The following is a 21,039-nucleotide window of genomic DNA, read 5'->3' on the forward strand; positions in this document are numbered from 1 at the left end:
CTGGCCAGAATTCATATTGTATGTCCGAGCCTTGCCTGCAGGGAGGCCTTGGTGACGGGATCGAAGTCCGGCTTATAGGCGGCGACGCGCGCAAAGAGCGGCGTATTGCGGTTTTCCGGCAAGGCCTGCGCACCGGTGATCCAGGCATGCAGGTCGTGATCGTCCTCGCCCATGATCGCCTCGAACTCGTCGAGTTCCGCTTCGCCAAGGTTGGCAATCTCGGCTTCCGCAAAGCTGCCGAAAACCAGGTCCATCTCCCTTATGCCGCGATGCCAGCAGCGGTAGAGGATGCGCCGGCGGCGCGGGTCGAGATCCGCGCTGGTGCGGGATAGTCCTGTCATGGCCGTGTCCTTGTTTTGCCGTTCATATAGGATGCTTTTCCGCCCTCGTCACCTTGCCAAATGGGCAAAATCCATCGCATTTTGCGCGCCATGCGTCCCGCCATACTCGATCCGCTGTTCTCGCCCGTCGCCTCGCTTGCCGGTGTCGGGCCGAAGCTCGCCGTACTGATCGCCCGCGTCACCGGCCGGGAGGACCCGGACGACTGCCGTGTGGTCGACCTGCTTTTCCATGCCCCTTCCTCGCTGATCGACCGACGCAACCGGCCGGGCATCGCGCTTTCGCCGCAGGGCGCCATTGTCACGATCGAAGGCCGGGTCGACCGGCATCAGCCGCCACCGCCCGGCAAATCCAATATGCCCTATCGCGTCTTCTTGCATGACGACACCGGTGAACTGGCGCTCACCTTCTTCCGTGCCAAAGGCAACTGGCTGGAAAAGTCGCTGCCGATCGACGAGATGGTGATGGTGAGCGGCAAGGTCGACTGGTTCAACGGCCGGCCCTCGATGGTGCACCCGGACTTCATCGTAAAATCCTCCGAGGCTGAAAACCTGCCACTGGTGGAGCCGGTATACCCGATGACGGCTGGCCTGACGCCGAAAGTGCTGCGCAAGGCGATCGACGGCGCCGTCGCCCGCATGCCGGACCTGCCGGAATGGGCGGGTGCTGCGCTGGCCTCGCGCCAGGGTTTTCCCTCCGTGGCGGAGGCCTTTCGCAGGCTGCACGATCCGCGCGATGCGGCGGATATCGATCCGCAGGCCCCTGCCCGCCGCCGGCTTGCCTATGATGAATTCCTCGCCGGCCAGGTATCCTTGTCGCTGGTGCGCCAGAAGGTGCGCAAGGTTCCGGGCCAGCCGATCCGGGTGAAGGGCGATCTTGCCGCAAAGATCATCGCCAACCTCCCTTTCTCGCTGACGCCGAGCCAGAAAGCGGCGGTCGAGGACGTCATCAAGGACATGGCCGGCGCAGACCGCATGCTGCGGCTGCTGCAGGGCGATGTCGGCGCCGGCAAGACGCTGGTGGCGCTGCTCGCCATGTCCGCCGCCGTCGAGGCCGGTGGCCAGGCGGTGCTGATGGCGCCGACCGAAATCCTTGCCCGCCAGCATTTTGCGACAATCTCGAAGCTCGCCGGTGCTGCAGGCGTGACGGTCGAAGTGCTGACCGGCCGCACCAAGGGACGTGAGCGCGACCAGATCATCGAGCGGATCGCCTCCGGCGAAGCGCAGATCATCATCGGCACCCACGCGCTTTTTCAAGATGCGATCAACTATCACAATTTGATGCTCGCGGTGGTGGACGAGCAGCACCGGTTCGGCGTGCATCAGCGCCTGCGGTTGACGGCCAAGGGAATTTCCCCTCATATGCTGGTGATGACGGCGACGCCCATTCCCCGCACGCTGGTGCTCGCTGCGTTTGGCGACATGGACGTCTCGAAGCTCACCGAAAAACCGGCAGGCCGCAAGCCGATCCAGACGGTCACCATTCCCACCGAGCGTATCGGCGACATCGTTGCCCGGCTCAGGGGCGCGATCGGTGAAGGAAAAAAAGCCTACTGGATCTGCCCCCTGGTCGAGGAATCGGATGTCTCCGACCTGATGTCGGCGGAAGAGCGTTATGCGGTGCTCGCCAAGGAACTCGGCCGCGATGTCGGTCTGATCCATGGCCGCATGAGCGGACCGGAAAAGGACGCAGTGATGGGCGCCTTCAAGGCCGGCGAGATCCGGCTGCTGGTCGCGACCACGGTCGTCGAAGTGGGCGTCGACGTGCCGGATGCGACGATCATGGTGATCGAACATGCCGAACGGTTCGGGCTTGCCCAGCTGCATCAGCTGCGCGGCCGCGTCGGGCGCGGCGACGAGGCATCGACCTGCATCCTGCTCTACAAGGGACCGCTCAGCGAAACCGGCCACGCCAGGCTTTCGATCCTGCGCGACAGCGAGGATGGTTTTCTGATCGCCGAGGAGGATCTGAAGCTGCGCGGCGAAGGCGAGCTGCTCGGCACCCGCCAGTCCGGCACGCCCGGTTTCCGGATCGCCAGCCTGGAAGCACATGCGGACCTGCTGGAAATTGCCCGCAAGGATGCGGCCTATCTGCTGGAACGGGATCCGGAACTGACCAGCGAGCGCGGCCAGAACATGCGCGCGCTGCTCTATCTCCATCGCCGTGACGAGGCGATCCGGTTCCTGAGAGCAGGCTAGGCCTGCATCTTCGGCGCCGGCAGGACCGCCGTCGGCGCGCCGGGAACGGGCTTGTAATCCGGTGCGATCAGGCCGCCCGAGATCAGCAGCTTGGCCCCTTCTTCCGGCGTCATGTCGAGCATGATGATCTTGCTCTTCGGCACGAACATCAGGAACCCCGCGGTCGGAACCGGGGTCGGCGGCAGAAAGACACCGACCATTTCCTCACCGTCCGCATTGAGCTTTGCCGCGATCTCTCCCTGCGCGTCGCCGGAAATGAACACCAGCGCCCACATGCCGGGGCTCGGAAACTCGATCAGCCCGCATCGCTTGAAGGAGGTCGACTGTTCCTTCAGCACCGTCTCGAAGATCTGTTTGATGCTCTTATAAATGCTGCGGATCAACGGCATGCGGTGCAGGATCGATTCGCCGAACTTGACGATCGAACGGCCGATCAGGTTCTTGCCGAGAAAACCGATGATGGTGATGAACACCACCGCGATCAGCAGGCCGGTGCCGGGAATGGTGATGTTGAAGTAATACTGGGGATCGTAGCGCTGCGGAATATAGGGCGTAACCCAGCTATCCGCCCAGTCGATGAAGGTGAAGGTGAGCCAGATGGTGATGGCAAGCGGCGCGCAGATGATAAGGCCGGTTAGGAAGTTGTTCCTGAGACGGCCGGCCAGCGATATTCGCTCTGGACTGTCGCTCATTCGGTTTCCCTGCATACTTTAAGCATTGCCGCAATCATTGATGCGACAATGCCGGATGCGATGTTGCGATGCAAGGAAAAGCCGGTGGATATCACTCCACCGTGACGGATTTCGCCAGATTGCGCGGCTGGTCGACGTCGGTCCCCATGAACACCGCCGTATGATAGGCAAGAAGCTGGATCGGCAGCGAGAAGATCATCGGCGCGATGATCTCGTCGACATTCGGCAATGCGATCGTCGCCATGGTGGGAAGCTTGGACGCCGCCGCACCCTTTTCGTCGGTGATGAAGATGATCTTGCCGCCGCGTGCCGCCACTTCCTGCATGTTGGAAACGGTCTTTTCGAAGAAGCGGTCATGCGGCGCAATAACGATCACCGGCATATGCTCGTCGATCAGCGCGATAGGGCCATGCTTCAGTTCACCTGCGGCATAACCTTCCGCGTGGATGTAGGAAATCTCCTTGAGCTTCAGCGCGCCTTCCATGGCAAGCGGAAAACTGGTGCCGCGGCCGAGATAGAGCACGTCCTTGAAGCGGGACAGCTCGCGCGACAGCGATTCGATCTGCGGCTGGATGTCGTTCAGCACCCGGCTCATGATCCGCGGCATCTCGGCGAGATGCCTGACCATCGCCTTCTCGTCGGCCGCCGTCACCGTGCCGCGGGCGCGGCCGGCGCCGATTGCGAGTGCGGCAAGAACCGCGAGCTGGCAGGTAAAGGCCTTGGTGGAGGCAACGCCGATTTCCGGGCCGGCGAGGATCGGGAAGATCGCATCCGATTCGCGGGCGATGGTCGATTCCTGGACGTTGACGACTGCGCCGATCTTGAGGCCGTTGTCCTTGCAGTAGCGCAGCGAGGCAAGCGTATCGGCGGTTTCGCCGGACTGGGAGATGAACAGCGCGGCCTGGGACGGCGACAGCGGCAATTCGCGGTAGCGGAATTCGGAGGCGACGTCGATTTCGACCGGCAGGCGCGCATAACGCTCGAACCAGTATTTGCCGACCAGGCCGGACAAAAAGGCCGTGCCGCAGGCAGCGATCGCCAGACCGGAAATCTTGCCGAAATCGATCGCCGTATCGTTCGCCTTCACCGTATGGGCGGCGAAGTCGATGTAGTGGCTGAGCGCATGGGAGATGATCTCCGGCTGCTCGTAGATTTCCTTCTCCATGAAATGGCGGTGATTGCCCTTGTCGACCATAAAGGCCGACGCCTGGGAAATCTGGCTCTGCCGCTTCACCGACCTGCCGTCGTAGTCGATGATCTCGGCGCCCTTGTGGGTCATGACGGCGCAATCGCCGTCGACCAGATAGGTGATCTCGTTGGTGAACGGCGACAGCGCGATCGCATCGGAGCCTAAGAACATCTCGCCGCGGCCGTGGCCGATTGCGAGCGGCGGTCCGAAACGGGCGGCCATGATCGTGCCTGGGTCGTCCTCGAACATCACCACCAGCGCATAGGCGCCGGCAACGCGGTTCAGCGTCGCCAGCATGGCGGCGCGATGGTCGAGGCCCTGGCGGGTGTATTTGGCAAGCAGGTGTGCCACGACTTCCGTATCGGTCTGGCTCTCGAAGACCGCGCCTTCGGCCAGCAGCTCATCCTTCAGCTCGGAAAAGTTCTCGATGATGCCGTTGTGGACGACCGCCACGCCATCGACGAAATGGGGATGGGCGTTGGTTTCGTTCGGGACGCCATGGGTCGCCCAACGGGTATGGGCGATGCCGATCGTGCCGGGCAGCGGCTCGGCATCGAGCCTCTTTTCCAGATTGAAGAGCTTGCCTTCGGCACGGCGGCGATCCATGCGGCCCTCGTGGATGGTCGCCACGCCGGCGGAATCATAACCGCGGTATTCGAGCCTTCGCAACGCATCGACCAGACGCGCCGCCACCGGCGAATTTCCGACGATCCCGACAATTCCGCACATGAACGACCCTTTTCGCTTCGTGACACCCGCGCGAACTCCTAGCCGATTGCTGGTTTTGCGCAATCGGCCCGCCGGTCACTTTCGATGTCGGAAAGTAACGCGCAAATGTTAATGGCCGGGTTACTTCTGCGCCTTCCGGGCGGCCTTGAGCGCGAGCGCCCGCTCGCGCAGGATTTTCGCGCGCTCCCGCTTCACCTCCTGGCGGGCACGGCCAAGCGCCAGCGCATCGGCCGGGACATTTTCGGTAATGACGCTTCCCGAGGCGACATAGGCGCCATCGCCGATCGAGACGGGTGCGACGAGCGACGAGTTCGATCCGACAAAGGCGTTGGCGCCGATCCGGGTCTCGTGCTTGTTGACGCCATCGTAGTTACAGGTGATCGTGCCGGCGCCGATATTGGAATGGGCACCAACGAATGCGTCGCCGATATAGGTCAGGTGGTTGACCTTGGCCCCCTCGTCGATCCTGGCATTCTTGACCTCGCAGAAATTGCCGACCTTGGAGCCTGCGGAAAGATCGGCGCCGGGGCGGAGCCGCGTGAAAGGTCCGACGGTCGCGCCGCCGCTCACATGCGCGCCCTCGATATGGGAAAACGAGTGAATCACCGCCCCGCTGTCGATCCTGACGCCCGGGCCGAAAACGACGTTCGGCTCGATCAGCGCGTCCTGGCCGATCTCGGTATCATAGGAAAGGAAGACGGTTTCCGGCGCGATCATGCTGACGCCCGAGATCATCAATTCATGGCGCCGGCGTTCCTGCCAGAGTTTTTCGAGCATGGCCAGTTCGGCCCGGTTGTTGCAACCGGCAGCCTCCGTTTCCGGGGCATCGACTGCCACGACCTTGCCGCCTGCCGCGCGCGCGATTTCCACGATGTCGGTCAGGTAAAACTCGCCCTTCGCATTTTGATTGGTAATGCCCTCCAGAAGTGACAACGCCTTTTGGCCGTTGATCGCCATCAGCCCGCTATTGCACCAGGTCACCTTGCGCTCGTCCTCCGTCGCATCCTTCTCCTCGCGGATGGCGATCAACTCGCCGTTTTCCACCAGCAGCCGGCCATAACCGGTCGGCTTGTCGGTGTGAAAACCGATCACCACGACATCTGCTCCGGCGGCCAGCTTCTCGCGCGCCTCGGCGAAGGGAGCCGAGGTGACCAGCGGGACGTCGCCATAGGCGACCAGGATGTCGTCGTAACCTCGGGCGATGGCCTGTTTCGCCGCCAGGACCGCATGGCCCGTGCCGCGACGCTCGGTCTGCAGGAAGGCCTCGACCGTAACACCCTCGACCGCGCCGGCCTTGGCAACCCCGTCCGCATCGCGGCCGACCACCAGAGCCGCGTCGGTGACGCCCGTCGATGCCACCGCCGCCATCACATGAGCAATCATCGGCCGGCCGGCGATCGGATGCAGCACTTTCGACATCGACGATTTCATGCGTGTGCTGTCGCCGGCGGCGAGGATGACGGCAAGGCAGGAACGGCTCATAAGGGTTTCTCCTTCTCAAGCATTTTGGCGCTTCATAACAGCAAGATGATTGAAGCGCGATAAACGCCTTATGTTCGGCGGAAACAAAAGGTCGCCCGACAGCCTGCGTGAGAAGCAGACCCAATCACTCGGATGGCCGCATCGAAACCGATGCGGCCATCTTCATGGGATATGTTTCGAGCACGGATCGGGTCTGGTCCGGTTGCTACCGCACCGTATCAGCGGTAAGCCCAGCCGGAGCGCCTTTCACATCAAGCCAATTCGCTCTCGTCGTATTTCACGCGCGCGGCCTTGACTGACGGGTGATTGGCTTCCGCCCATCGCAACACCTTGGAAAGCGGCTCAAAGAGCGAGCGTCCGAGATCGGTCATCCGGTATTCGACACTCGGCGGCTTGGTCGGAAACACCTCGCGTTCGATATAACCGTCGCGCTGCAGGTCGCGCAAAGTCTGGGTCAGCATCCGCTGCGAGATATCCGGCACCAGCCGGCGAAGCTCGCCGAAGCGATAGGGCTGGCGCGCCAAGGCCTCGAGAAGCAGAGTCGACCATTTGCCAGCGATCCTGTCGAGGACGTCGCGGACCGGGCAGTTATTCATGTCCCACCCGGACATATCGCATTCCTCGCCGTCCAGGACCGGCTTGCGGCTTGCATTGAGGGCCATGGAGTTGGTTCCCTTGAAGTAACGATCTCCCTCGAAACTGCCTCCTTTACAGATCGAAGTCAATTCTTATTCTAGTGCTAGTCTCTTTTTGAGACTAACGATCATTGCCGCGCCTGCAGGCCGGCCATTGCCAGGAAAGAAGACCTCATGACCAAACTTCTCGTCACCGGCGCCGCCGGCCACCTCGGCCGCGCAGTGCTGCGTCACCTGCTGGAGACATCCAAGGTCGCCGCCACCGACATCGTCGCTGCCAGCCGTGATCCCAACAAGCTCGCCGACCTTGCCGCCAGCGGTGTGGAAACCCGCACAGCCGATTTCGACGACGAAGCCGGGCTCGTGAAAGCATTCACCGGCGTCGACCGCGTACTGATCATCTCCACCGACGAACTTGCGACGCCCGGCAAGCGCATCACACAGCACAGGAACGCCGTTTCCGGCGCCACAAAGGCGGGCGTGAAGCACATCGTCTATACGTCCCTGCCGAACCCGGACAAGTCGCTGGTCACGTTCGCACCCGATCATCTCGGTACAGAAGAGGCCATCAAGGCAAGCGGCGTCGGCTACACGATCCTGCGCAATTCCTGGTATCACGACAATTATCTGATGGGCATGCCGCATAATCTTCAGGTCGGCAAATGGTACACGTCCGTGGGTACCGGCAAGATTACCACGCTCAGCCGCGATGATTGTGCCCGTGCCGCGGCCGCAGCGCTTGCCAATCCGCCAGCCGGCAGCAGCATCCTCACCCTCACCGGCCCGGAATCCCTGACGGCCGCAGAAATCGCCGCCCGTGCATCTGCCGCCGCCGGCAAGCCGCTCGACGTCGTTGATGTCACCGACGAACAGCTGACCCAGGGCCTTACCGGCGCCGGCTTGCCCGCCTTCGTCGTCGCCATGCTCGTCTCGGCGGATGCCAATATCCGCGCCGGCAATTTCGAGCAGTTGACGGGCGACTACGAGATGCTGACGGGCCGGAAGCCGCAGACGCTCGCCGACTATTTCGAGACACAGAAGGCCGCCCTCGCCGCTTAGCCTCTCGCCGATTGCGGCTCTCCAAATTTCACGATAATGAGATGGAGTTGCCAAATTCCATCTCGTTTGGAGAAAAAATGCGCAAAATCGGCTTGATTGGCGGGATGAGTTTCGAAAGCACCGCTGTGTATTATCGGCTGATCAACGAGATGGTGCGCGAACGCCTCGGTGGTTTTGCGTCGGCCGATCTGCTGCTCCATTCCGTCAATTTTGCCGAAATCGTCGACATGCAGAAGGCCGGCCGCTGGGATCTGGCGGCCGAGCATCTTGCGGAAAGCGCCCGCGGATTGAAAGTGGCCGGAGCGGAATGCGTGCTGATCTGCACCAACACAATGCACCTCGTGGCCCCGGAGGTGCAGGCCGCGGTCGACATTCCGCTCATCCATGTCATCAATGAGACCGCCAAGGCGTTGACATCGAAAGGGCTGAACCGCCCGCTCCTGCTTGCAACCCGCTATACGATGGAGCACGGTTTTTATATCGAGCGAATGAAGATGCTCGGCGTCGATGCCGTGGTGCCGGACGCGGAAGACCGAACCGACATCCATGACATTATATTCCACGAACTCTGCGCCGGAACGGTTCTCGACACCTCCCGCACCCGGGCCATCGCCATGATCGAGAAGGCAAAGGCTGAAGGCGCCGACAGCATCATCCTCGGCTGCACGGAAATCTGCCTCCTCCTCGACCCCTCCGGCCTGCCGCTTCCTGGCGTCGACTCCACCGCCGTCCACGCCACGGCCGCAGTCGATTTCGCGCTCGGCCAGGCGCCGGCAAAACGGGCAGCAGCGTAAGCTTACTTGACTCAGTCAAGTAAATATTGGACAGAATCTGCATAATGGAGATTCTGCCGATGACCGATCCTGCCGTTCTCGACGCCGTCCGCGCCTTCAATCGTTTCTACACCAACAAGCTCGGCATTCTCTCCAAGGGCTATCTCGACACCGACTACACGCTGACCGAGGCGCGCATTCTTTACGAGATGGGCGCCCGCAAGCGGGTGTCTGCGACCGAGCTCAACCGCGATCTCGGCCTTGATCCCGCCTATCTCAGCCGGCTCCTGAAGAAATTCCGCGAGGCCGGCTTTATCGACAGCGAGCCGGACCCCGACGACAAGCGCAGCCAGATCCTGATTGTCACCAACAAGGGACAAGCCGAATACGAGACGCTGGGCGAACGCTCCCGCCGGCAGATTGCGAACGATCTCAAGGGAGTGGACGCGCTGGGCCATGAAAAACTGATCGACTCCATGCGGGCGATCCGCACCATTCTCGACCCGCAAGCGGCAACGCCCTCCCCACCGGTTGTCATCCGTCCGCACCGCATCGGCGACATGGGCTGGCTCATTGAAGCCCAGGCGGTTGCCTACGCGCGGGAATACGGCTGGAACGACAAGTTCGAGGGCCTGGTCGCCGAAGTTGCCGGCAAGTTCATCGCCAACTTCAACCCGGAACGGGAGCGCTGCTGGATCGCCGAACGCGGCGGCAAACGGGTCGGCTCGGTGGTCGTGGCCGACGGCGGCGGCGACACCGCCAAGCTCCGCCTCCTCTATCTTGACCCGGCCGCCCGCGGCCTTGGCCTTGGCCGGACGCTGGTCGAACAATGCATCAAATTCTCGACATTAGCCGGCTACAAAAAGCTGTCGCTCTGGACCAACGATATCCTGACAGCCGCAGTCCGCATCTACGAAACGGCCGGCTTCAAGCTGGTCGCGGAGGAAAAGCACCACATGTTCGGACCGGAATGCAACGGCCAGACCTGGGTGCTGGACCTCTGCGAGGCAAAGCTATCGTCGTCGAACTAGACCGTCTGTCCGCAGGCGCGGCGGAAGCGGCGCACGGTTTCCGCCATGCCGTATTCCAGCGCATCCGCCGTCAGGCCATGGCCGATGGAGACCTCCGCCATTTGTGGGATGCGCTTCACCAACGCCGGCAGGTTGGCAACCGTCAGGTCATGGCCGCCATTGACGCCAAGCCCTTCGGCAAAGGCCCCATCCGCCGTCCGGCCGAGCTTTTCAAGGATCTCCGCGCCGAGCTCGGGATGGTCGAAACAGCCGCCATAGGGACCGGTATAGAGCTCGATGCGATCGGCACCCGTTGCCCTTGCAAGCTTCACCGCCTCGATATCGCCGTCGCCATCGGCAAACAGCGACACCCGCATGCCGCCCTTCTTCAGCCGGGCCACGATCGGCTTCAGCATCTCGCCCGTGGCGCGGAAATCGAAGCCGTGATCCGAGGTCGCCTGGGCCGGATCGTCCGGTACCAGCGTCACCTGCTCCGGCTGGGTCGCCTCGCAGAGCGCCAGGAAATCCTCGCTCGGATAACCCTCGATATTGAACTCGGCCTCAGGAAACTCGTCGTCGATCAGCGCCCGAAGAACCGGCAGGTCGGTGAAGCGGATATGGCGCTGGTCGGGGCGCGGATGCACGGTCAGGCCGGCCGCGCCCGCCTGAAGCGCGATGCGCCCCAGCCCCTCGACGCTCGGCCAGGGAAGATCCCGGCGGTTGCGCAGCATGGCGACGGCATTGAGGTTGACGGAAAGCTTGGTCGGCATTGCAACACCCGGTCTCTGAGAAATCGATCCGCTTTTAGGCCATACGCCTTCGCAATGCCACCAGGCTTGGGAAAATGCACCTATAAAGAGTTTTGATGGACGAGAATTCACGAGGCAACCGGGGCTACCATTTCCTAAAGTTTTAGCTAATCTATAACTAACAGAGTTCGCCGGGCAGGCCAAAAGGCGGCGGAATACGGTTTGAACAGCGAATTCTGCCATCCATTTCAATCGGGTCCGCATTTTCAGTACCGAGGTTCCATCCAGGAAGCCGACACGAGGTCGCAACCTGTAGGTGCAGATTTGACCGCGACGCCAAACTCAGGCGCAAGGGGACTCGATGCAGACCGATATCATGCAGGCCATGACCGAAAGTGCGCCCCTTGCGGGAGCAGCCCGTCATTTCTCTTATCTCCCCCAGGTTTCACTCCCTTTTGAAATGCCCACCCAGCCGGTGGCGATCGCCGAAATGGCGGATCTCTTCGGCGTCACCCATCGCACCCTTCACTTCTACGAGGAAAAGGGCCTGATCATCGCCCGCCGCTCCGGCGCCATGCGGGTCTATGACAGGGTTCAGATCCATCGCATGGCGGTCATCAATGCCTGCCGCGAAATCGGCATTCCCGTTGCGGTCATCCAGGAACTGATGGAAGAGCTTGCAGGCGCGACCTCGGAGGCGGAAGCCGACGAGATGTTCCACAACATGCTGGCACGGCGCAAGCGGGAGCTTACCGCCGACATTTCCAACATCCGCCGGCAGATGCAGCAGATCGAAAGCCTGCTGATTGCCGAGGAAGAAGACCAGGCGCTTGTTAGGCCCCGGCCCATGTCGCTGGTCCTGAGCGATGTCGAGAAACAGTGCCTGGGCCTGATGGCCGAAGGATATTCGGCGCCACGCCTGGCCCGCGCCCTCAATCTCGAATTCGAGGACCTGCGCCGGATGGAGGATGACATCATCCAGAAATTCCAGGCCACCAACCGCTTTCAGGCGGTCGCCAAGGCAATGCTGCTCGGTTTCGTGCCGAACTGATCGGCCGGCGAACTTTCGGCGGACGCCAAACTCTTATCGAACGATGGTCAGCGTCTCTGCCGCGCGGGTGATCGCGGTATAAAGCCAACGCTCCCGGCTGTCGCGAAACGCCCAGCTTTCATCGAACAACACGACATTGTTCCATTGCGACCCTTGAGCCTTGTGGACGGTCAGCGCGTAACCGTAGTCGAATTCGTCGTAACGCTTGCGGGTCGTCCAGGGGATTTCACCCTCCTGCTCCTCGAACGCCTGCTTGAGGAGCTTGATCTTGGCAGCCCCGCGATCCATGTCGTCGTCTTCCGGCCGGATCATCAGGTTGATGCCGGGCTTCACCGTCTCGCGCGACGAACTCATCACCTGCCAGAGCGAACCATTGAGCAGGCCCTTGGCCGGATCGTTGCGCAGGCAGACCAGCTTGTCGCCGGATTGCGGATAGTCCGCGGTAAAACCTTTCAGCTCCCGAAGCCGTTGATTGTAGCGCTTGCGGGTCTTGTTGGTGCCGACCAGAACCTGGTCCGCCTCCATCACCAGCGGCTGGGTCACCTCGTTGCGGGAGATGACCTTGGCGGTACCGTAGTCGCCATACATGATCTCCTTGCCTTCGCGCACGTTCATGGCGAGCTGGATGATCGGGTTGTCACGCGCCTGGCGGTGGATATCCGTCAGCAGGTAATCCGGGTCCTGCTCGGTGAAGAAGCCACCGCCGGTCACCGGCGGCAACTGGCCGGGATCGCCGAGCACCAGGATCGGCGTGCCGAAACTCATCAGGTCCTTGCCAAGCGCCTCGTCCACCATCGAACATTCGTCGATGATAATAAGCGCCGCCTTGGCGACCGGGCTCTGCCGGTTGATCGAGAACATCGGTGAGATCGACGTCTTCCCGGCATCGTCCTCGACCGCTTCCTCGCCGCGCGGCCGGTAGATCAGCGAATGGATCGTCTTGGCGTTGCGCGCTCCGCGCGAGCGAAGAACTTGCGCCGCCTTGCCGGTGAAGGCCGCAAACAGCACCTCGCCATCGACATTCTCGGCGAAATGTTTGGCAAGCGTGGTCTTGCCGGTGCCCGCATAACCGAACAGCCGGAAGACCTGGCTGCGGCCCTCTTTCAGCCATTGCGAAACGGCCTTGAGGGCCTCGTCCTGTTGCGGTGCAAATTGCATGGCAGGACTTGGCAGGATTCTGCAGGCAAGCGCAACCAAAAAAGAACGAAAGATGAATCAAAGACCGGGATGAGCGCCGTCGCAGCCCTCCGGAGGACCGTCCCAACCTTTCTCTCCGTCCATCCGCCCGGGTGGAATTGCCGCTGTTCAGTTTTCATCACCGCCCCCTATGATCGTGTCATGAAGATCCTGATTCTCGGCGCAACCGGCTTTATCGGCTCGGCGATCCTGCAAAGGCTTGCCACCGAGGGCCATCGGATAACCGGGCTCGGGCGAGACCCGGACAAAGCCCGCCTGAAATGGCCCGCGGCCGAGTGGATAAAGGCCGATCTCGCACAACTGTCTGCCGCCGCCTGGCGTCCGCTGATCGAGGATCAGGATGTCGTCGTCAATTGCGCCGGCGCGCTGCAGGATGGTCTTTCCGATGATCTTGCGGCTACCCAGGAAAAGGCGATGCTGTCGCTCTACGAGGCGGCACGGGCGCTCGGCGGCAGACGTATCGTGCAGATCTCGGCCCGCACGGATGGGACAGCCGCCGACCTGCCCTTCCTCGCCACCAAACGTCGTGCCGACGAGGCGCTTGCAGCAAGCGGCCTCCTCTTCGTCATCCTGCGGCCGGCTCTCGTCATCGGCCGCAATGCCCATGGCGGCACGGCGCTTCTCCGGGCGCTCGCGAACTTTCCCGGCCCGCTGCCGCTCATCCATGCGGAAAGTCCTGTCGAAACCGTCTCACTCGACGATGTCGCGACCGCGGTTTCCCTTGCGGTCGAGGGCACCATTCCAGCCGGCAGCGATCTCGATCTTGCCGCCGACAAGACCCTGACCTTGTCTGACCTCGTGGTGCTTCACCGCACCTGGCTCGGCCTGCCTGCAGCCACCGTCATTGCATTGCCGGCGGCCATTGCGAAACCCGTCACGTGGGCCGCCGACATTGCGGGGCGACTAGGCTGGCGTTCGCCGCTTCGCTCGACGGCGATGACCATAATGTCGGAAGGCGTCAGGAGCCTGAGGCCGAAACCGGCCGGCCTCGTCCTTGCAAATGCGGCAGAGACCCTCGCCGCCCATCCGAGCGGCGTCCAGGACCTCTGGTTCGCGCGGCTTTATCTCCTGAAATCCGTCGTCATCCTCTCGCTATCGCTGTTCTGGCTGCTGTCTGGCCTGATCCCGCTCGTCGACGTCAGCGCCGCGGCAGCCCAATTTCCGCCCATCGTCCCTGGCTCCTTCGCCATGGCGATAACCGTCGCGACATGTCTCCTCGACATCCTGCTCGGGTCTGCCGTCCTCGTCCGTCCCCATGCCCGCAAGGCGATGCTCGGGATGATCGTCACCAGCCTCGCCTATCTGGCCGGCGGCACGCTCCTGGAACCGCAGCTCTGGCTCGATCCGCTTGGGGTCCTCGTGAAGGTCCTGCCCTCGATCGCCCTCACCCTCGTTTCCCTCGCCATTCTGGACGAACGCTGATGGATGTCGAAGGCCTGTTGCGGCTCCTGCATGTGATCAGCGCCGCGGTGCTGCTCGGAACCGGCGCCGGCATCGCCTTTTTCATGGTGATCGCCCGGCGGACCGAGGATCCGAAACTGATCGCCCACACCGCCGGCGCGGTCGTGCTAGCCGATACCGTCTTCACCGCCACGGCCGTCGTCCTGCAGCCTGTCACCGGCTACCTGCTGGCAAGGAGCGTCGGCTGGTCGCTGACGGATGGCTGGGTCGCCCTGTCGCTCATTCTCTACGTGGTGACGGGACTGTTCTGGCTGCCGGTCGTCTGGCTCCAGATCAAGCTGCGCGATATCGCCCGCATCGCCTGCGAAGATTCCGCGCCGCTGCCGCCGGAATGGTACCGGCTCTATCGGATCTGGTTTGCCTGCGGTTTCCCGGCTTTCTTCGCGGTCATCGCCATCTTCTGGCTGATGCTGACGAAGCCGGATATCCCACTGTTCTGAACCCTCAGTGCCGCCGCTCGACCAGCTTCGCCAGTTGCTCGATCACCGTGCCCCAGCCGTCGAAAAAGCCCAGTTCGTCATGCATCTTGCGGTCCTCCGGGCTCTTGTGCATGACATGCGCCAGATATTCTGTGCCCTGCGGATGATCCTTGAAGGTGATGATCGCTGTCATGAACGGCTGTTCCGCCGGTCGCCAGCCGCCGGTCAGAGCATTGGTGAAGACAATCCGCTCCTGGTCGTCGGCGGCCAGAAAGCAGGCGCTCAAGTGCGGGCCGAATTCGCCGCCGTTCTCGCTCATCTGCGTCTCAAAAGCCCCGCCCGGACGAATCTCCATCGCCACGACCTTGCAGAGCGCTGGCGCCGGGATCCACCATTGTTCGAAACTCGCCTTATCCGCCCAGGCATTCCAGACGGCCGCGCGAGGCGCCTTGATCAGCCGTGAAATGCTGAGGTCGAGATCCGGATTGAAGGTCTGCGTCATCTGCCTGTCTCCCGTTTCTGTTGGTCCCGAAGGAATTCCTGTTTCGCCAGAACCAATTGTTCCAGCCTGTCGGTGCGGGCTTCCCAGATGGCCCGCTGTTCGGAAAGCCAGTTTTCCAGCATTGCGAAACGTGCCTTCTCCAAGGTGCAGGTCCGCACCCGACCCTGTTTCTGCGTCCTGATCAGACCGCTCTCCTCCAGGAGACGCACGTGTTTCATGAATGATGGCAGCGCCATGTCGAAAGGTTCGGCAAGATCGCTGATGCTTGCCGAGCCTTGGCCGAGGCGCCCCAGAACCGCCCGCCGTGTCGGGTCCGCAAGTGCCTGGAACAGGCCGTCGAGTTCGCTCGAATAGTTTTCCATAAGGCTAAGTATCAAATCGAAACGCTTAGCTCAACAGCTAAGTATCTTTTTCCCGAAAAATCTTTGCGGATCGAGGGAATAAATCCGGCCCTGCCGGTGTCTTGACTTGGGTGGCCGATGCAACGCCGCCATCAACCAGGGAGACGATCCATGAAAACCTTCATTCTCGTACCTTTCGCGCTTTTAGCGCTGACCTCGGTGGCGTTTGCCGCCGGCCCGTTCAAGACCGTCAAGACCTCCACCAAGGGCGACGTCCTTGCCGGTGAAAAGGGCATGACGCTCTACACCTTCAAGAACGACAAGCCCGGTACCTCCAACTGCTACGACAAGTGCGCTGCCAACTGGCCGCCGGTCATGGCCGCTTCCGATGCGAAGGCCGATGGTGCATACTCCATCGTCACCCGCAAGGACGGGGCCAAGCAGTGGGCAAAGGATGGCATGCCGCTCTATTACTGGGTCAAGGATACCAAGGAAGGCGACACCACCGGTGACGGCGTGAACGGCGTTTGGGATGTCGCAAAGCCCTGATCAATCCACTTCCGGAACGGCGCGTGAGGCACAGGCTCCCTCGCCGCTTTCCTTCGAGGCGCAGATCCTCGCCCTCCTGCCCTCGCTTAGGCGCTATTCACGCAGCCTGACGCGGTCGGACACGGAGAGCGAGGACCTGTTGCAGGATTGCGTCGAAAAGGCGCTGGTCAGCCGCGGCCAGTGGCGCGGCGCGAATTTCAAATCCTGGGCCTATAGGATCATGACCAATCTTCACCTCAACGCCCGCCGCTCGGTGGCGCGGCGCCCATCCGTCGGCATGGAGGAGGCGGAGACCCTGGCTGCAAGCACGAGCGCCGACGATCCGCTGGAAAAGAACCGCCTCGTCCAGGCGCTGGAGACGCTGCCGAAGGAGGCGCGCGCGGTGCTGCTGCTGGTGGTCGTCGAAGGTTACGCCTATCAGGAAGTCGCCGACATGCTGGAGATACCGGTCGGCACCGTCATGTCGCGCCTGTCGCGGGCACGCCAGGCCCTGCGCGAAAAAATGCGGGAGGAAAACGTCATACCATTGCGGAGACCACGATGACCGAAGCCGGATCCGTATCCGAAGCGGAACTGCACGCCTATGCCGACGGCTTCCTCGACGAGGTCGACCGCGCCCGCGTGCAGAGTTTTCTGGCTGAAAACCCAGACGCCGCGCAGATGGTGGCCGACTGGCAGGAGCAGAACGACGAACTGCGCGCCGCCTTCGCCGGTCATGAACGGTCGAAACCCTCCGATATCCAGCTTCTCACCGGCGGTCTGGCGCGCACCAACACCCGGCCGTCCCGCCGCTTCGCGCTGGCAGCCGCGGCAGTCCTGATCTTCGCGGCCGGCGCGCTCGGCGGCCATTACGGCCCGCTTCTGTTCGAGCGCCCGGATATCCAGCTTGCTTATACCGAAATCCTGCCTCGCGAAGCCCGCAACGCCTTCCTCGTCTATGCAAGCGAAGTACGCCATCCGGTCGAGGTCTTCGCCAACGAGGAGACGCATCTCGCCAACTGGCTCGGCAAGCGCCTGTCGATCGCCAATCTCAAGGTTCCGAACCTGCAGGCACAGGGCTTCAAGCTGGTCGGCGGTCGCCTCCTGCCGGTCGGCGGCAAACCGGGTGCGATGTTCATGTACGAAGACCAAGCGGGTCAGCGCCTGACGGTACTGGTCGGCCGCAACAAGGAAAACCGCACAACGAGCTTCCGCTTCGCCTCCGTCAACACCGTCGAAACCTTCTACTGGATCGACGGCGAACTCGGTTATGCCGTCACCGGCGAGATCTCCCGCGACATGCTGCGCCGGGTCGCCGAGGAGTGTTACCGGCAGTTTCCAAGCTGATCTTCAGCGCAGAGGATCGTTCTCAAGCTCGATCGGCCGGCCATGCGGCGTCGCCTCGGCGGCCCGCTGCCAACTCTGCTGCAGCGCCAGGATCGCCTCGCCGTCCGCCACACCCTTGCCGACCAGCAGCCCGGAAAGCGCCGCCACCCAGCAGTCGAAATAGTCGCTGCCGTCATCCGCTCTGCCAGGCTTGTGGACTTCGCCCGAAAGGGCTTCGGCCCATTCGCTCCAGCTGAACAGGCCGCGCTCGTGCAGATGCACGGTCATCGCGAAGGCTTCCGCGGCCCAGGGCTCCGGAAACACCGGATCACCCTCCGGTGACTTCGGCAATCCGGGCGATTGCACCAATGCCGAGGGGATATCACACGCGCTCAAGATAGCTCTCCCAGGCATCGATCGAGACCGTCAGTGTTGGATCGGCGCCCTCACCCCAGATCTCGGCACCGTCGAACACAACGGTATACACCCATTGCGGGTTCTCGCCTTTGCCATGGGCATTGTCGTCCGGAAACACAAAAGAACCTTGCACCGCTTCGACCACACCGGTCCTGGCGCGGGCGTAACGCGGCAGCCGGGTATGGGTCTCCGGATTGAAATTGCGCGTCCTCACCCGGTCGCCCGGCTGGAATTGCGGCTCGGCCCCGACGGGCCGGTCGCAAGGCGCCCCCTTGGCTAGCACGCCTGCCACCATATCCGCCTTCAGGATGCGTTTTGGGGTGGCCGGTTCCATCTGCTTGCGGCCCGCATCGATTTCCGCCTTGGTTGCGAAACCATGGCGTTCCAGCAGCACTTCCAGCGCCCTTGTCCAGATCTCGTAGTAGCTGGCGCCCAGATACTCCGCAGGCGGAATATTTTCGCGCGCGTGGCGGCTTTCGTCGATCGTCCATGCGCCAAAGGCACCGCTCGACAGCGTCAACCCAAGCGCCCGCTTCTCCCATTCGGCGTGGAAATACGGTTCGTCCTTTTCCGGCGCCACAGGCCCGAAACCCATCTGCCCGCCGAGATCGTGAGGCCCGTTCATGGCCGCGGCCCCGCAATCGCCGTGCCGATCATCGCATCGCGGCTGACGAGGTCGGCAAGTCGTTCCTCGCTCAAGCCGTCCGTGCCGTCAGGCCGCTCCGGTATCACCAGATAACGCAGTTCCGCCGTCGAATCCCAGACGCGGATCTTCTTCGTTTCCGGAAGGGTGACGCCGAATTCCGCAAGCACGCCGCGGGGATCGATGACCGCGCGCGAACGATAGGCCGGTGCCTTGTACCAGACCGGCGGCAGCCCGAGCACCGCCCAAGGGTAGCAGGAGCACAGCGTGCAGACGACGAGGTTATGGGTATCAGGCGTATTGAACACCGCCCGCATATGTTCGCCCTGCCGGCCGGTATAGCCGAGGCTCGCGATCGCTGCCGTCGCGTCCGTCCTCAGCCATTCGGCGAAATCCGGATCGCGCCACGCCTTTGCGACCACCCGGGCGCCGTTGCGCGGACCGATCTTCGTCTCATAAGTCTCGACGATCTCGTCGATTGCCTTCGGGTCGATCAATCCCTTTTCGGTCAGCACCGTCTCCAGCGCTTTGACGCGTGCCTGCATGTCGCTGTAGCGATTGTCGTGCCCGTGGTCATGCCCATGGCCGTGATGGTGGTCGTGATCGTGATCGTCGTGATGATGATCTGCAGACATGGAGGTCTCCCTTATTTCAGCATTGGCCAGAGGCTCGCGACAAGCAAGAGCGCCATCGTGATGTTGAACCATTTCAGCCGCGCCGGAACCGATAGCCATTCGCGCAGCGCCGAACCGAAACCGGCCCAGGTCGAAACGCTCGGCAGGTTGACGGCCGCGAACGCCAGCCCCACGAGCATCACGGTCGGCAGGTAATATTCCGGGTCCGTATAGGTCGCCATCGCCGTGACCGCCATGACCCAGGCCTTCGGATTGACCCATTGGAAAACCGCCGCGCCAATAAACGTCATCGGCTGCGCTCCGGTCCTGCCGTCCGACAGGCTGCGCGACGTGCCGATCTTCCAGGCGACCCAGAGCAGATAGGCGCCGCCGGCGAATTTCAAAGCTGTGTAGACGACCGGCACCGAATGCAGCAGCGCGCCGAGACCGAGGCCGACCGCGATCAGCAGCGACAGAAAACCGGCACCGATGCCGAGCATGTGGGGAATCGTCCGCACGAAGCCGAAATTTACGCCCGACGCGAAGAGCATCATATTGTTCGGCCCCGGCGTGATCGAGGTGGTCAAGGCGAACAGGACGAGGGCCAGAAAGGTTTCCAGCGACATATTTTCTCCTAGCGCCAATCCGCCCCGGTTGCCTCGACCATCTCGTTTCGCGGATGACCTGTTGTTCCGGTGATAATGTCGTTGGACATGATCTTCAAGCGGAACTTGGCAGCTTCAATCGAAGCCATATGTGAGTAGGATGACTTCTCCAGAAGCGACAGATCGAGGCCCGCCATGTCCGATATCCCGACAGTCACCCTGCCCTCCGGCATTTCCGTCCCGGCGCTCGGCCTCGGCACCTGGCAGATGGGCGAGGATGCCCGCAAGGCCGGCATCGAGATCGAGAGCCTGAAGCGCGGCCTCGACCTCGGCCTGACCCTGATCGACACGGCGGAAATGTATGGCGAAGGCGGCGCCGAAAAAATTACCGCAGAAGCGATTGCCGGCCGGCGAGACGAGGTGTTTCTAGTCAGCAAGGTCTATCCTTGGAATGCCAGCCGAAAGGGCGTCATCGACGCCTGCGAACGCAGCCTCGACCGGCTGAAGACCGACCGCCTCGACCTCTATCTCCTGCATTGGCGCGGCGAGCACCCATTGACTGAGACCGTCGCCGGCTTCGAGGAACTGCGCCGGACCGGCAAGATCGGCGCCTGGGGCGTCTCCAATTTCGATCTCGACGACATGCAGGAACTGATGGAGGTGCCGGATGGCGGAATGTGCGCCGCCAACCAGGTCCTCTACAACCTCTCCCGCCGCGGCGTCGAATACGATCTTCTGCCCTGGTGCCAGGAGCGCGGCATCCCGGTCATGGCCTATTCGCCGATCGAACAGGGCCGGCTTGCCAGAAGCGGCGAACTGATCCGCATCGCCAAGGCCTATCAGGCGACGCCGGCGCAGGTGGCGCTGGCCTTCCTCCTGGAGCGCGACGGCGTCATCGCCATTCCCAAATCCGCCAATCCGGACCGGGTGGCGGAAAATGCCGAAGCAGTCGACCTGGACCTCAGCGAAGCGGACTGGACGGCCCTCGACGCCGCCTTCCCGCCGCCGTCGCGCAAGGCGCCGTTGGAGATGATCTAGCGGAGATCGGGCGTCCCCCGTCCCGCCAGCATCTCGGGCGCT

25 protein-coding genes are annotated in these 21,039 nt (G+C 62.5%); 11 read left to right on the forward strand and 14 right to left on the reverse strand.

The window, feature by feature from the left end:
* Positions 1-11 precede the first annotated feature (11 nt).
* Complete coding sequence (locus ABCW43_RS18620; protein WP_345927123.1) at positions 12-341, reverse strand: FAD assembly factor SdhE; 330 nt, start codon at positions 339-341, stop codon at positions 12-14.
* 90 nt (positions 342-431) lie between these two features.
* On the opposite strand from ABCW43_RS18620, the gene recG reads away from it, so the two are divergent.
* Entirely contained in the window at positions 432-2,537 is a 2,106-nt protein-coding gene (gene recG, locus ABCW43_RS18625) for an ATP-dependent DNA helicase RecG (RefSeq protein ID WP_345927125.1), read from the forward strand.
* Here the strand turns inward: recG and ABCW43_RS18630 are convergent.
* The 4 genes from ABCW43_RS18630 to ABCW43_RS18645 form a co-directional block, all read right to left on the reverse strand.
* Positions 2,534-3,229, reverse strand: coding sequence for a DUF502 domain-containing protein (locus ABCW43_RS18630; protein ID WP_046667647.1), 696 nt, complete (start codon positions 3,227-3,229; stop codon positions 2,534-2,536). The two genes, recG and ABCW43_RS18630, sit on opposite strands and share 4 nt — an antisense overlap.
* A 91-nt stretch (positions 3,230-3,320) precedes the next feature.
* On the reverse strand, positions 3,321-5,147 hold the full coding sequence (gene glmS, locus ABCW43_RS18635; protein ID WP_345927127.1) for a glutamine--fructose-6-phosphate transaminase (isomerizing): 1,827 nt from the start codon (positions 5,145-5,147) through the stop codon (positions 3,321-3,323).
* Positions 5,148-5,267: 120 nt separating this feature from the next.
* Positions 5,268-6,629 (reverse strand): bifunctional UDP-N-acetylglucosamine diphosphorylase/glucosamine-1-phosphate N-acetyltransferase GlmU, encoded by a 1,362-nt coding sequence (gene glmU, locus ABCW43_RS18640; RefSeq protein WP_345927129.1) that lies wholly within the window; start codon positions 6,627-6,629, stop codon positions 5,268-5,270.
* 251 nt (positions 6,630-6,880) lie between these two features.
* Positions 6,881-7,291, reverse strand: a complete 411-nt coding sequence (locus ABCW43_RS18645; RefSeq protein WP_345927131.1) for a winged helix-turn-helix transcriptional regulator — start codon at positions 7,289-7,291, stop codon at positions 6,881-6,883.
* A 147-nt stretch (positions 7,292-7,438) separates the two neighbouring features.
* Between ABCW43_RS18645 and ABCW43_RS18650 the strand changes: the two genes are divergently transcribed.
* The 3 genes from ABCW43_RS18650 (at position 7,439) to ABCW43_RS18660 (ending at position 10,127) form a co-directional block, all read left to right on the forward strand.
* On the forward strand, positions 7,439-8,323 hold the full coding sequence (locus ABCW43_RS18650) for an SDR family oxidoreductase (RefSeq protein WP_345927133.1): 885 nt from the start codon (positions 7,439-7,441) through the stop codon (positions 8,321-8,323).
* A 77-nt stretch (positions 8,324-8,400) separates the two neighbouring features.
* Positions 8,401-9,117 (forward strand): aspartate/glutamate racemase family protein, encoded by a 717-nt coding sequence (locus ABCW43_RS18655; RefSeq protein ID WP_345927134.1) that lies wholly within the window; start codon positions 8,401-8,403, stop codon positions 9,115-9,117.
* Between the two features lie 59 nt (positions 9,118-9,176).
* Positions 9,177-10,127, forward strand: a complete 951-nt coding sequence (locus ABCW43_RS18660) for a bifunctional helix-turn-helix transcriptional regulator/GNAT family N-acetyltransferase (protein ID WP_345927136.1) — start codon at positions 9,177-9,179, stop codon at positions 10,125-10,127.
* On the opposite strand, the gene ABCW43_RS18665 is transcribed toward ABCW43_RS18660, so the two are convergent.
* Positions 10,124-10,876: a pyridoxine 5'-phosphate synthase gene (locus ABCW43_RS18665; protein ID WP_345927138.1), complete on the reverse strand. Its 753-nt coding sequence runs from the start codon at positions 10,874-10,876 to the stop codon at positions 10,124-10,126. The two genes, ABCW43_RS18660 and ABCW43_RS18665, sit on opposite strands and share 4 nt — an antisense overlap.
* A gap of 340 nt (positions 10,877-11,216) precedes the next feature.
* Here ABCW43_RS18665 and ABCW43_RS18670 point away from each other — a divergent pair, with 340 nt between their 5' ends.
* Entirely contained in the window at positions 11,217-11,906 is a 690-nt protein-coding gene (locus tag ABCW43_RS18670; protein ID WP_345927140.1) for a MerR family transcriptional regulator, read from the forward strand.
* 33 nt (positions 11,907-11,939) lie between these two features.
* On the opposite strand, the gene ABCW43_RS18675 is transcribed toward ABCW43_RS18670, so the two are convergent.
* Entirely contained in the window at positions 11,940-13,064 is a 1,125-nt protein-coding gene (locus ABCW43_RS18675; protein ID WP_345927142.1) for an ATP-dependent DNA helicase, read from the reverse strand.
* Between the two features lie 180 nt (positions 13,065-13,244).
* Here ABCW43_RS18675 and ABCW43_RS18680 point away from each other — a divergent pair, with 180 nt between their 5' ends.
* Positions 13,245-14,525 carry an SDR family oxidoreductase gene (locus tag ABCW43_RS18680; protein WP_345927143.1) on the forward strand — a complete coding sequence of 427 codons (1,281 nt, stop codon included), beginning with the start codon at positions 13,245-13,247 and terminating at the stop codon, positions 14,523-14,525.
* Positions 14,525-15,004 carry a DUF2269 family protein gene (locus ABCW43_RS18685; protein WP_345927145.1) on the forward strand — a complete coding sequence of 160 codons (480 nt, stop codon included), beginning with the start codon at positions 14,525-14,527 and terminating at the stop codon, positions 15,002-15,004. Before ABCW43_RS18680 ends, ABCW43_RS18685 begins: the two co-directional genes overlap by 1 nt.
* A 4-nt stretch (positions 15,005-15,008) precedes the next feature.
* Here the strand turns inward: ABCW43_RS18685 and ABCW43_RS18690 are convergent, their stop codons facing one another.
* Together ABCW43_RS18690 and ABCW43_RS18695 are read right to left on the reverse strand one after the other, a co-directional pair.
* Positions 15,009-15,485 (reverse strand): SRPBCC family protein, encoded by a 477-nt coding sequence (locus tag ABCW43_RS18690; RefSeq protein ID WP_345927151.1) that lies wholly within the window; start codon positions 15,483-15,485, stop codon positions 15,009-15,011.
* Positions 15,482-15,847: an ArsR/SmtB family transcription factor gene (locus ABCW43_RS18695; RefSeq protein WP_345927153.1), complete on the reverse strand. Its 366-nt coding sequence runs from the start codon at positions 15,845-15,847 to the stop codon at positions 15,482-15,484. The genes ABCW43_RS18690 and ABCW43_RS18695 overlap by 4 nt, the downstream gene beginning before the upstream one ends.
* Positions 15,848-15,997: 150 nt before the next feature.
* Here ABCW43_RS18695 and ABCW43_RS18700 point away from each other — a divergent pair, with 150 nt between their 5' ends.
* From ABCW43_RS18700 to ABCW43_RS18710, 3 genes are read left to right on the forward strand one after another with little or no spacing between them, the layout of a single operon-like run.
* Entirely contained in the window at positions 15,998-16,375 is a 378-nt protein-coding gene (locus tag ABCW43_RS18700) for a COG4315 family predicted lipoprotein (RefSeq protein WP_345927155.1), read from the forward strand.
* A complete protein-coding gene (locus tag ABCW43_RS18705; protein ID WP_345927157.1) occupies positions 16,359-16,919 on the forward strand; it encodes an RNA polymerase sigma factor in 561 nt (186 codons plus the stop codon). The genes ABCW43_RS18700 and ABCW43_RS18705 overlap by 17 nt, the downstream gene beginning before the upstream one ends.
* Positions 16,916-17,701, forward strand: a complete 786-nt coding sequence (locus ABCW43_RS18710) for an anti-sigma factor family protein (protein WP_345927159.1) — start codon at positions 16,916-16,918, stop codon at positions 17,699-17,701. The genes ABCW43_RS18705 and ABCW43_RS18710 overlap by 4 nt, the downstream gene beginning before the upstream one ends.
* A 3-nt stretch (positions 17,702-17,704) precedes the next feature.
* Here the strand turns inward: ABCW43_RS18710 and ABCW43_RS18715 are convergent, their stop codons facing one another.
* The 5 genes from ABCW43_RS18715 to ABCW43_RS18735 are packed head-to-tail and all read right to left on the reverse strand — an operon-like array spanning position 17,705 to position 20,156.
* A complete protein-coding gene (locus ABCW43_RS18715; RefSeq protein WP_345927161.1) occupies positions 17,705-18,076 on the reverse strand; it encodes a nitrile hydratase accessory protein in 372 nt (123 codons plus the stop codon).
* Positions 18,063-18,722, reverse strand: a complete 660-nt coding sequence (gene nthB / locus ABCW43_RS18720; RefSeq protein ID WP_345927163.1) for a nitrile hydratase subunit beta — start codon at positions 18,720-18,722, stop codon at positions 18,063-18,065. The genes ABCW43_RS18715 and nthB overlap by 14 nt, the downstream gene beginning before the upstream one ends.
* Entirely contained in the window at positions 18,719-19,375 is a 657-nt protein-coding gene (gene nthA / locus ABCW43_RS18725; RefSeq protein ID WP_345927165.1) for a nitrile hydratase subunit alpha, read from the reverse strand. Before nthA ends, nthB begins: the two co-directional genes overlap by 4 nt.
* Before the next feature lie 11 nt (positions 19,376-19,386).
* Complete coding sequence (locus ABCW43_RS18730) at positions 19,387-19,980, reverse strand: LysE family translocator (protein WP_345927167.1); 594 nt, start codon at positions 19,978-19,980, stop codon at positions 19,387-19,389.
* 8 nt (positions 19,981-19,988) lie between these two features.
* Positions 19,989-20,156 (reverse strand): hypothetical protein, encoded by a 168-nt coding sequence (locus ABCW43_RS18735; RefSeq protein WP_345927169.1) that lies wholly within the window; start codon positions 20,154-20,156, stop codon positions 19,989-19,991.
* Between ABCW43_RS18735 and ABCW43_RS18740 the strand changes: the two genes are divergently transcribed.
* Positions 20,155-20,997, forward strand: a complete 843-nt coding sequence (locus tag ABCW43_RS18740) for an aldo/keto reductase (RefSeq protein ID WP_345927171.1) — start codon at positions 20,155-20,157, stop codon at positions 20,995-20,997. The genes ABCW43_RS18735 and ABCW43_RS18740 overlap by 2 nt on opposite strands.
* The last annotated feature ends 42 nt before the right edge of the window (positions 20,998-21,039 follow it).

Origin of the sequence: Neorhizobium tunisiense (assembly GCF_039631515.1) — a bacterium.
Classification (GTDB): Bacteria; Pseudomonadota; Alphaproteobacteria; order Rhizobiales; family Rhizobiaceae; genus Neorhizobium.

Excerpts from the sequence above, each read along its gene's own strand:
- ABCW43_RS18690 (WP_345927151.1), bottom strand. The coding sequence starts at position 15,485 with ATGACGCAGACCTTCAATCCGGATCTCGACCTCAGCATTTCACGGCTG.
- ABCW43_RS18620 (WP_345927123.1), bottom strand. The coding sequence starts at position 341 with ATGACAGGACTATCCCGCACCAGCGCGGATCTCGACCCGCGCCGCCGG.
- nthB (WP_345927163.1), bottom strand. The coding sequence starts at position 18,722 with ATGAACGGGCCTCACGATCTCGGCGGGCAGATGGGTTTCGGGCCTGTG.
- ABCW43_RS18660 (WP_345927136.1), top strand. The coding sequence starts at position 9,177 with ATGACCGATCCTGCCGTTCTCGACGCCGTCCGCGCCTTCAATCGTTTC.
- ABCW43_RS18730 (WP_345927167.1), bottom strand. The coding sequence starts at position 19,980 with ATGTCGCTGGAAACCTTTCTGGCCCTCGTCCTGTTCGCCTTGACCACC.
- ABCW43_RS18685 (WP_345927145.1), top strand. The coding sequence starts at position 14,525 with ATGGATGTCGAAGGCCTGTTGCGGCTCCTGCATGTGATCAGCGCCGCG.
- ABCW43_RS18705 (WP_345927157.1), top strand. The coding sequence starts at position 16,359 with ATGTCGCAAAGCCCTGATCAATCCACTTCCGGAACGGCGCGTGAGGCA.
- ABCW43_RS18700 (WP_345927155.1), top strand. The coding sequence starts at position 15,998 with ATGAAAACCTTCATTCTCGTACCTTTCGCGCTTTTAGCGCTGACCTCG.
- ABCW43_RS18695 (WP_345927153.1), bottom strand. The coding sequence starts at position 15,847 with ATGGAAAACTATTCGAGCGAACTCGACGGCCTGTTCCAGGCACTTGCG.
- glmS (WP_345927127.1), bottom strand. The coding sequence starts at position 5,147 with ATGTGCGGAATTGTCGGGATCGTCGGAAATTCGCCGGTGGCGGCGCGT.
- ABCW43_RS18670 (WP_345927140.1), top strand. The coding sequence starts at position 11,217 with ATGCAGACCGATATCATGCAGGCCATGACCGAAAGTGCGCCCCTTGCG.
- ABCW43_RS18740 (WP_345927171.1), top strand. The coding sequence starts at position 20,155 with ATGTCCGATATCCCGACAGTCACCCTGCCCTCCGGCATTTCCGTCCCG.
- ABCW43_RS18645 (WP_345927131.1), bottom strand. The coding sequence starts at position 7,291 with ATGGCCCTCAATGCAAGCCGCAAGCCGGTCCTGGACGGCGAGGAATGC.
- ABCW43_RS18650 (WP_345927133.1), top strand. The coding sequence starts at position 7,439 with ATGACCAAACTTCTCGTCACCGGCGCCGCCGGCCACCTCGGCCGCGCA.
- glmU (WP_345927129.1), bottom strand. The coding sequence starts at position 6,629 with ATGAGCCGTTCCTGCCTTGCCGTCATCCTCGCCGCCGGCGACAGCACA.
- ABCW43_RS18655 (WP_345927134.1), top strand. The coding sequence starts at position 8,401 with ATGCGCAAAATCGGCTTGATTGGCGGGATGAGTTTCGAAAGCACCGCT.
- ABCW43_RS18675 (WP_345927142.1), bottom strand. The coding sequence starts at position 13,064 with ATGCAATTTGCACCGCAACAGGACGAGGCCCTCAAGGCCGTTTCGCAA.
- recG (WP_345927125.1), top strand. The coding sequence starts at position 432 with ATGCGTCCCGCCATACTCGATCCGCTGTTCTCGCCCGTCGCCTCGCTT.
- ABCW43_RS18665 (WP_345927138.1), bottom strand. The coding sequence starts at position 10,876 with ATGCCGACCAAGCTTTCCGTCAACCTCAATGCCGTCGCCATGCTGCGC.
- ABCW43_RS18735 (WP_345927169.1), bottom strand. The coding sequence starts at position 20,156 with ATGGCGGGCCTCGATCTGTCGCTTCTGGAGAAGTCATCCTACTCACAT.
- ABCW43_RS18680 (WP_345927143.1), top strand. The coding sequence starts at position 13,245 with ATGAAGATCCTGATTCTCGGCGCAACCGGCTTTATCGGCTCGGCGATC.
- ABCW43_RS18710 (WP_345927159.1), top strand. The coding sequence starts at position 16,916 with ATGACCGAAGCCGGATCCGTATCCGAAGCGGAACTGCACGCCTATGCC.
- ABCW43_RS18630 (WP_046667647.1), bottom strand. The coding sequence starts at position 3,229 with ATGAGCGACAGTCCAGAGCGAATATCGCTGGCCGGCCGTCTCAGGAAC.
- nthA (WP_345927165.1), bottom strand. The coding sequence starts at position 19,375 with ATGTCTGCAGATCATCATCACGACGATCACGATCACGACCACCATCAC.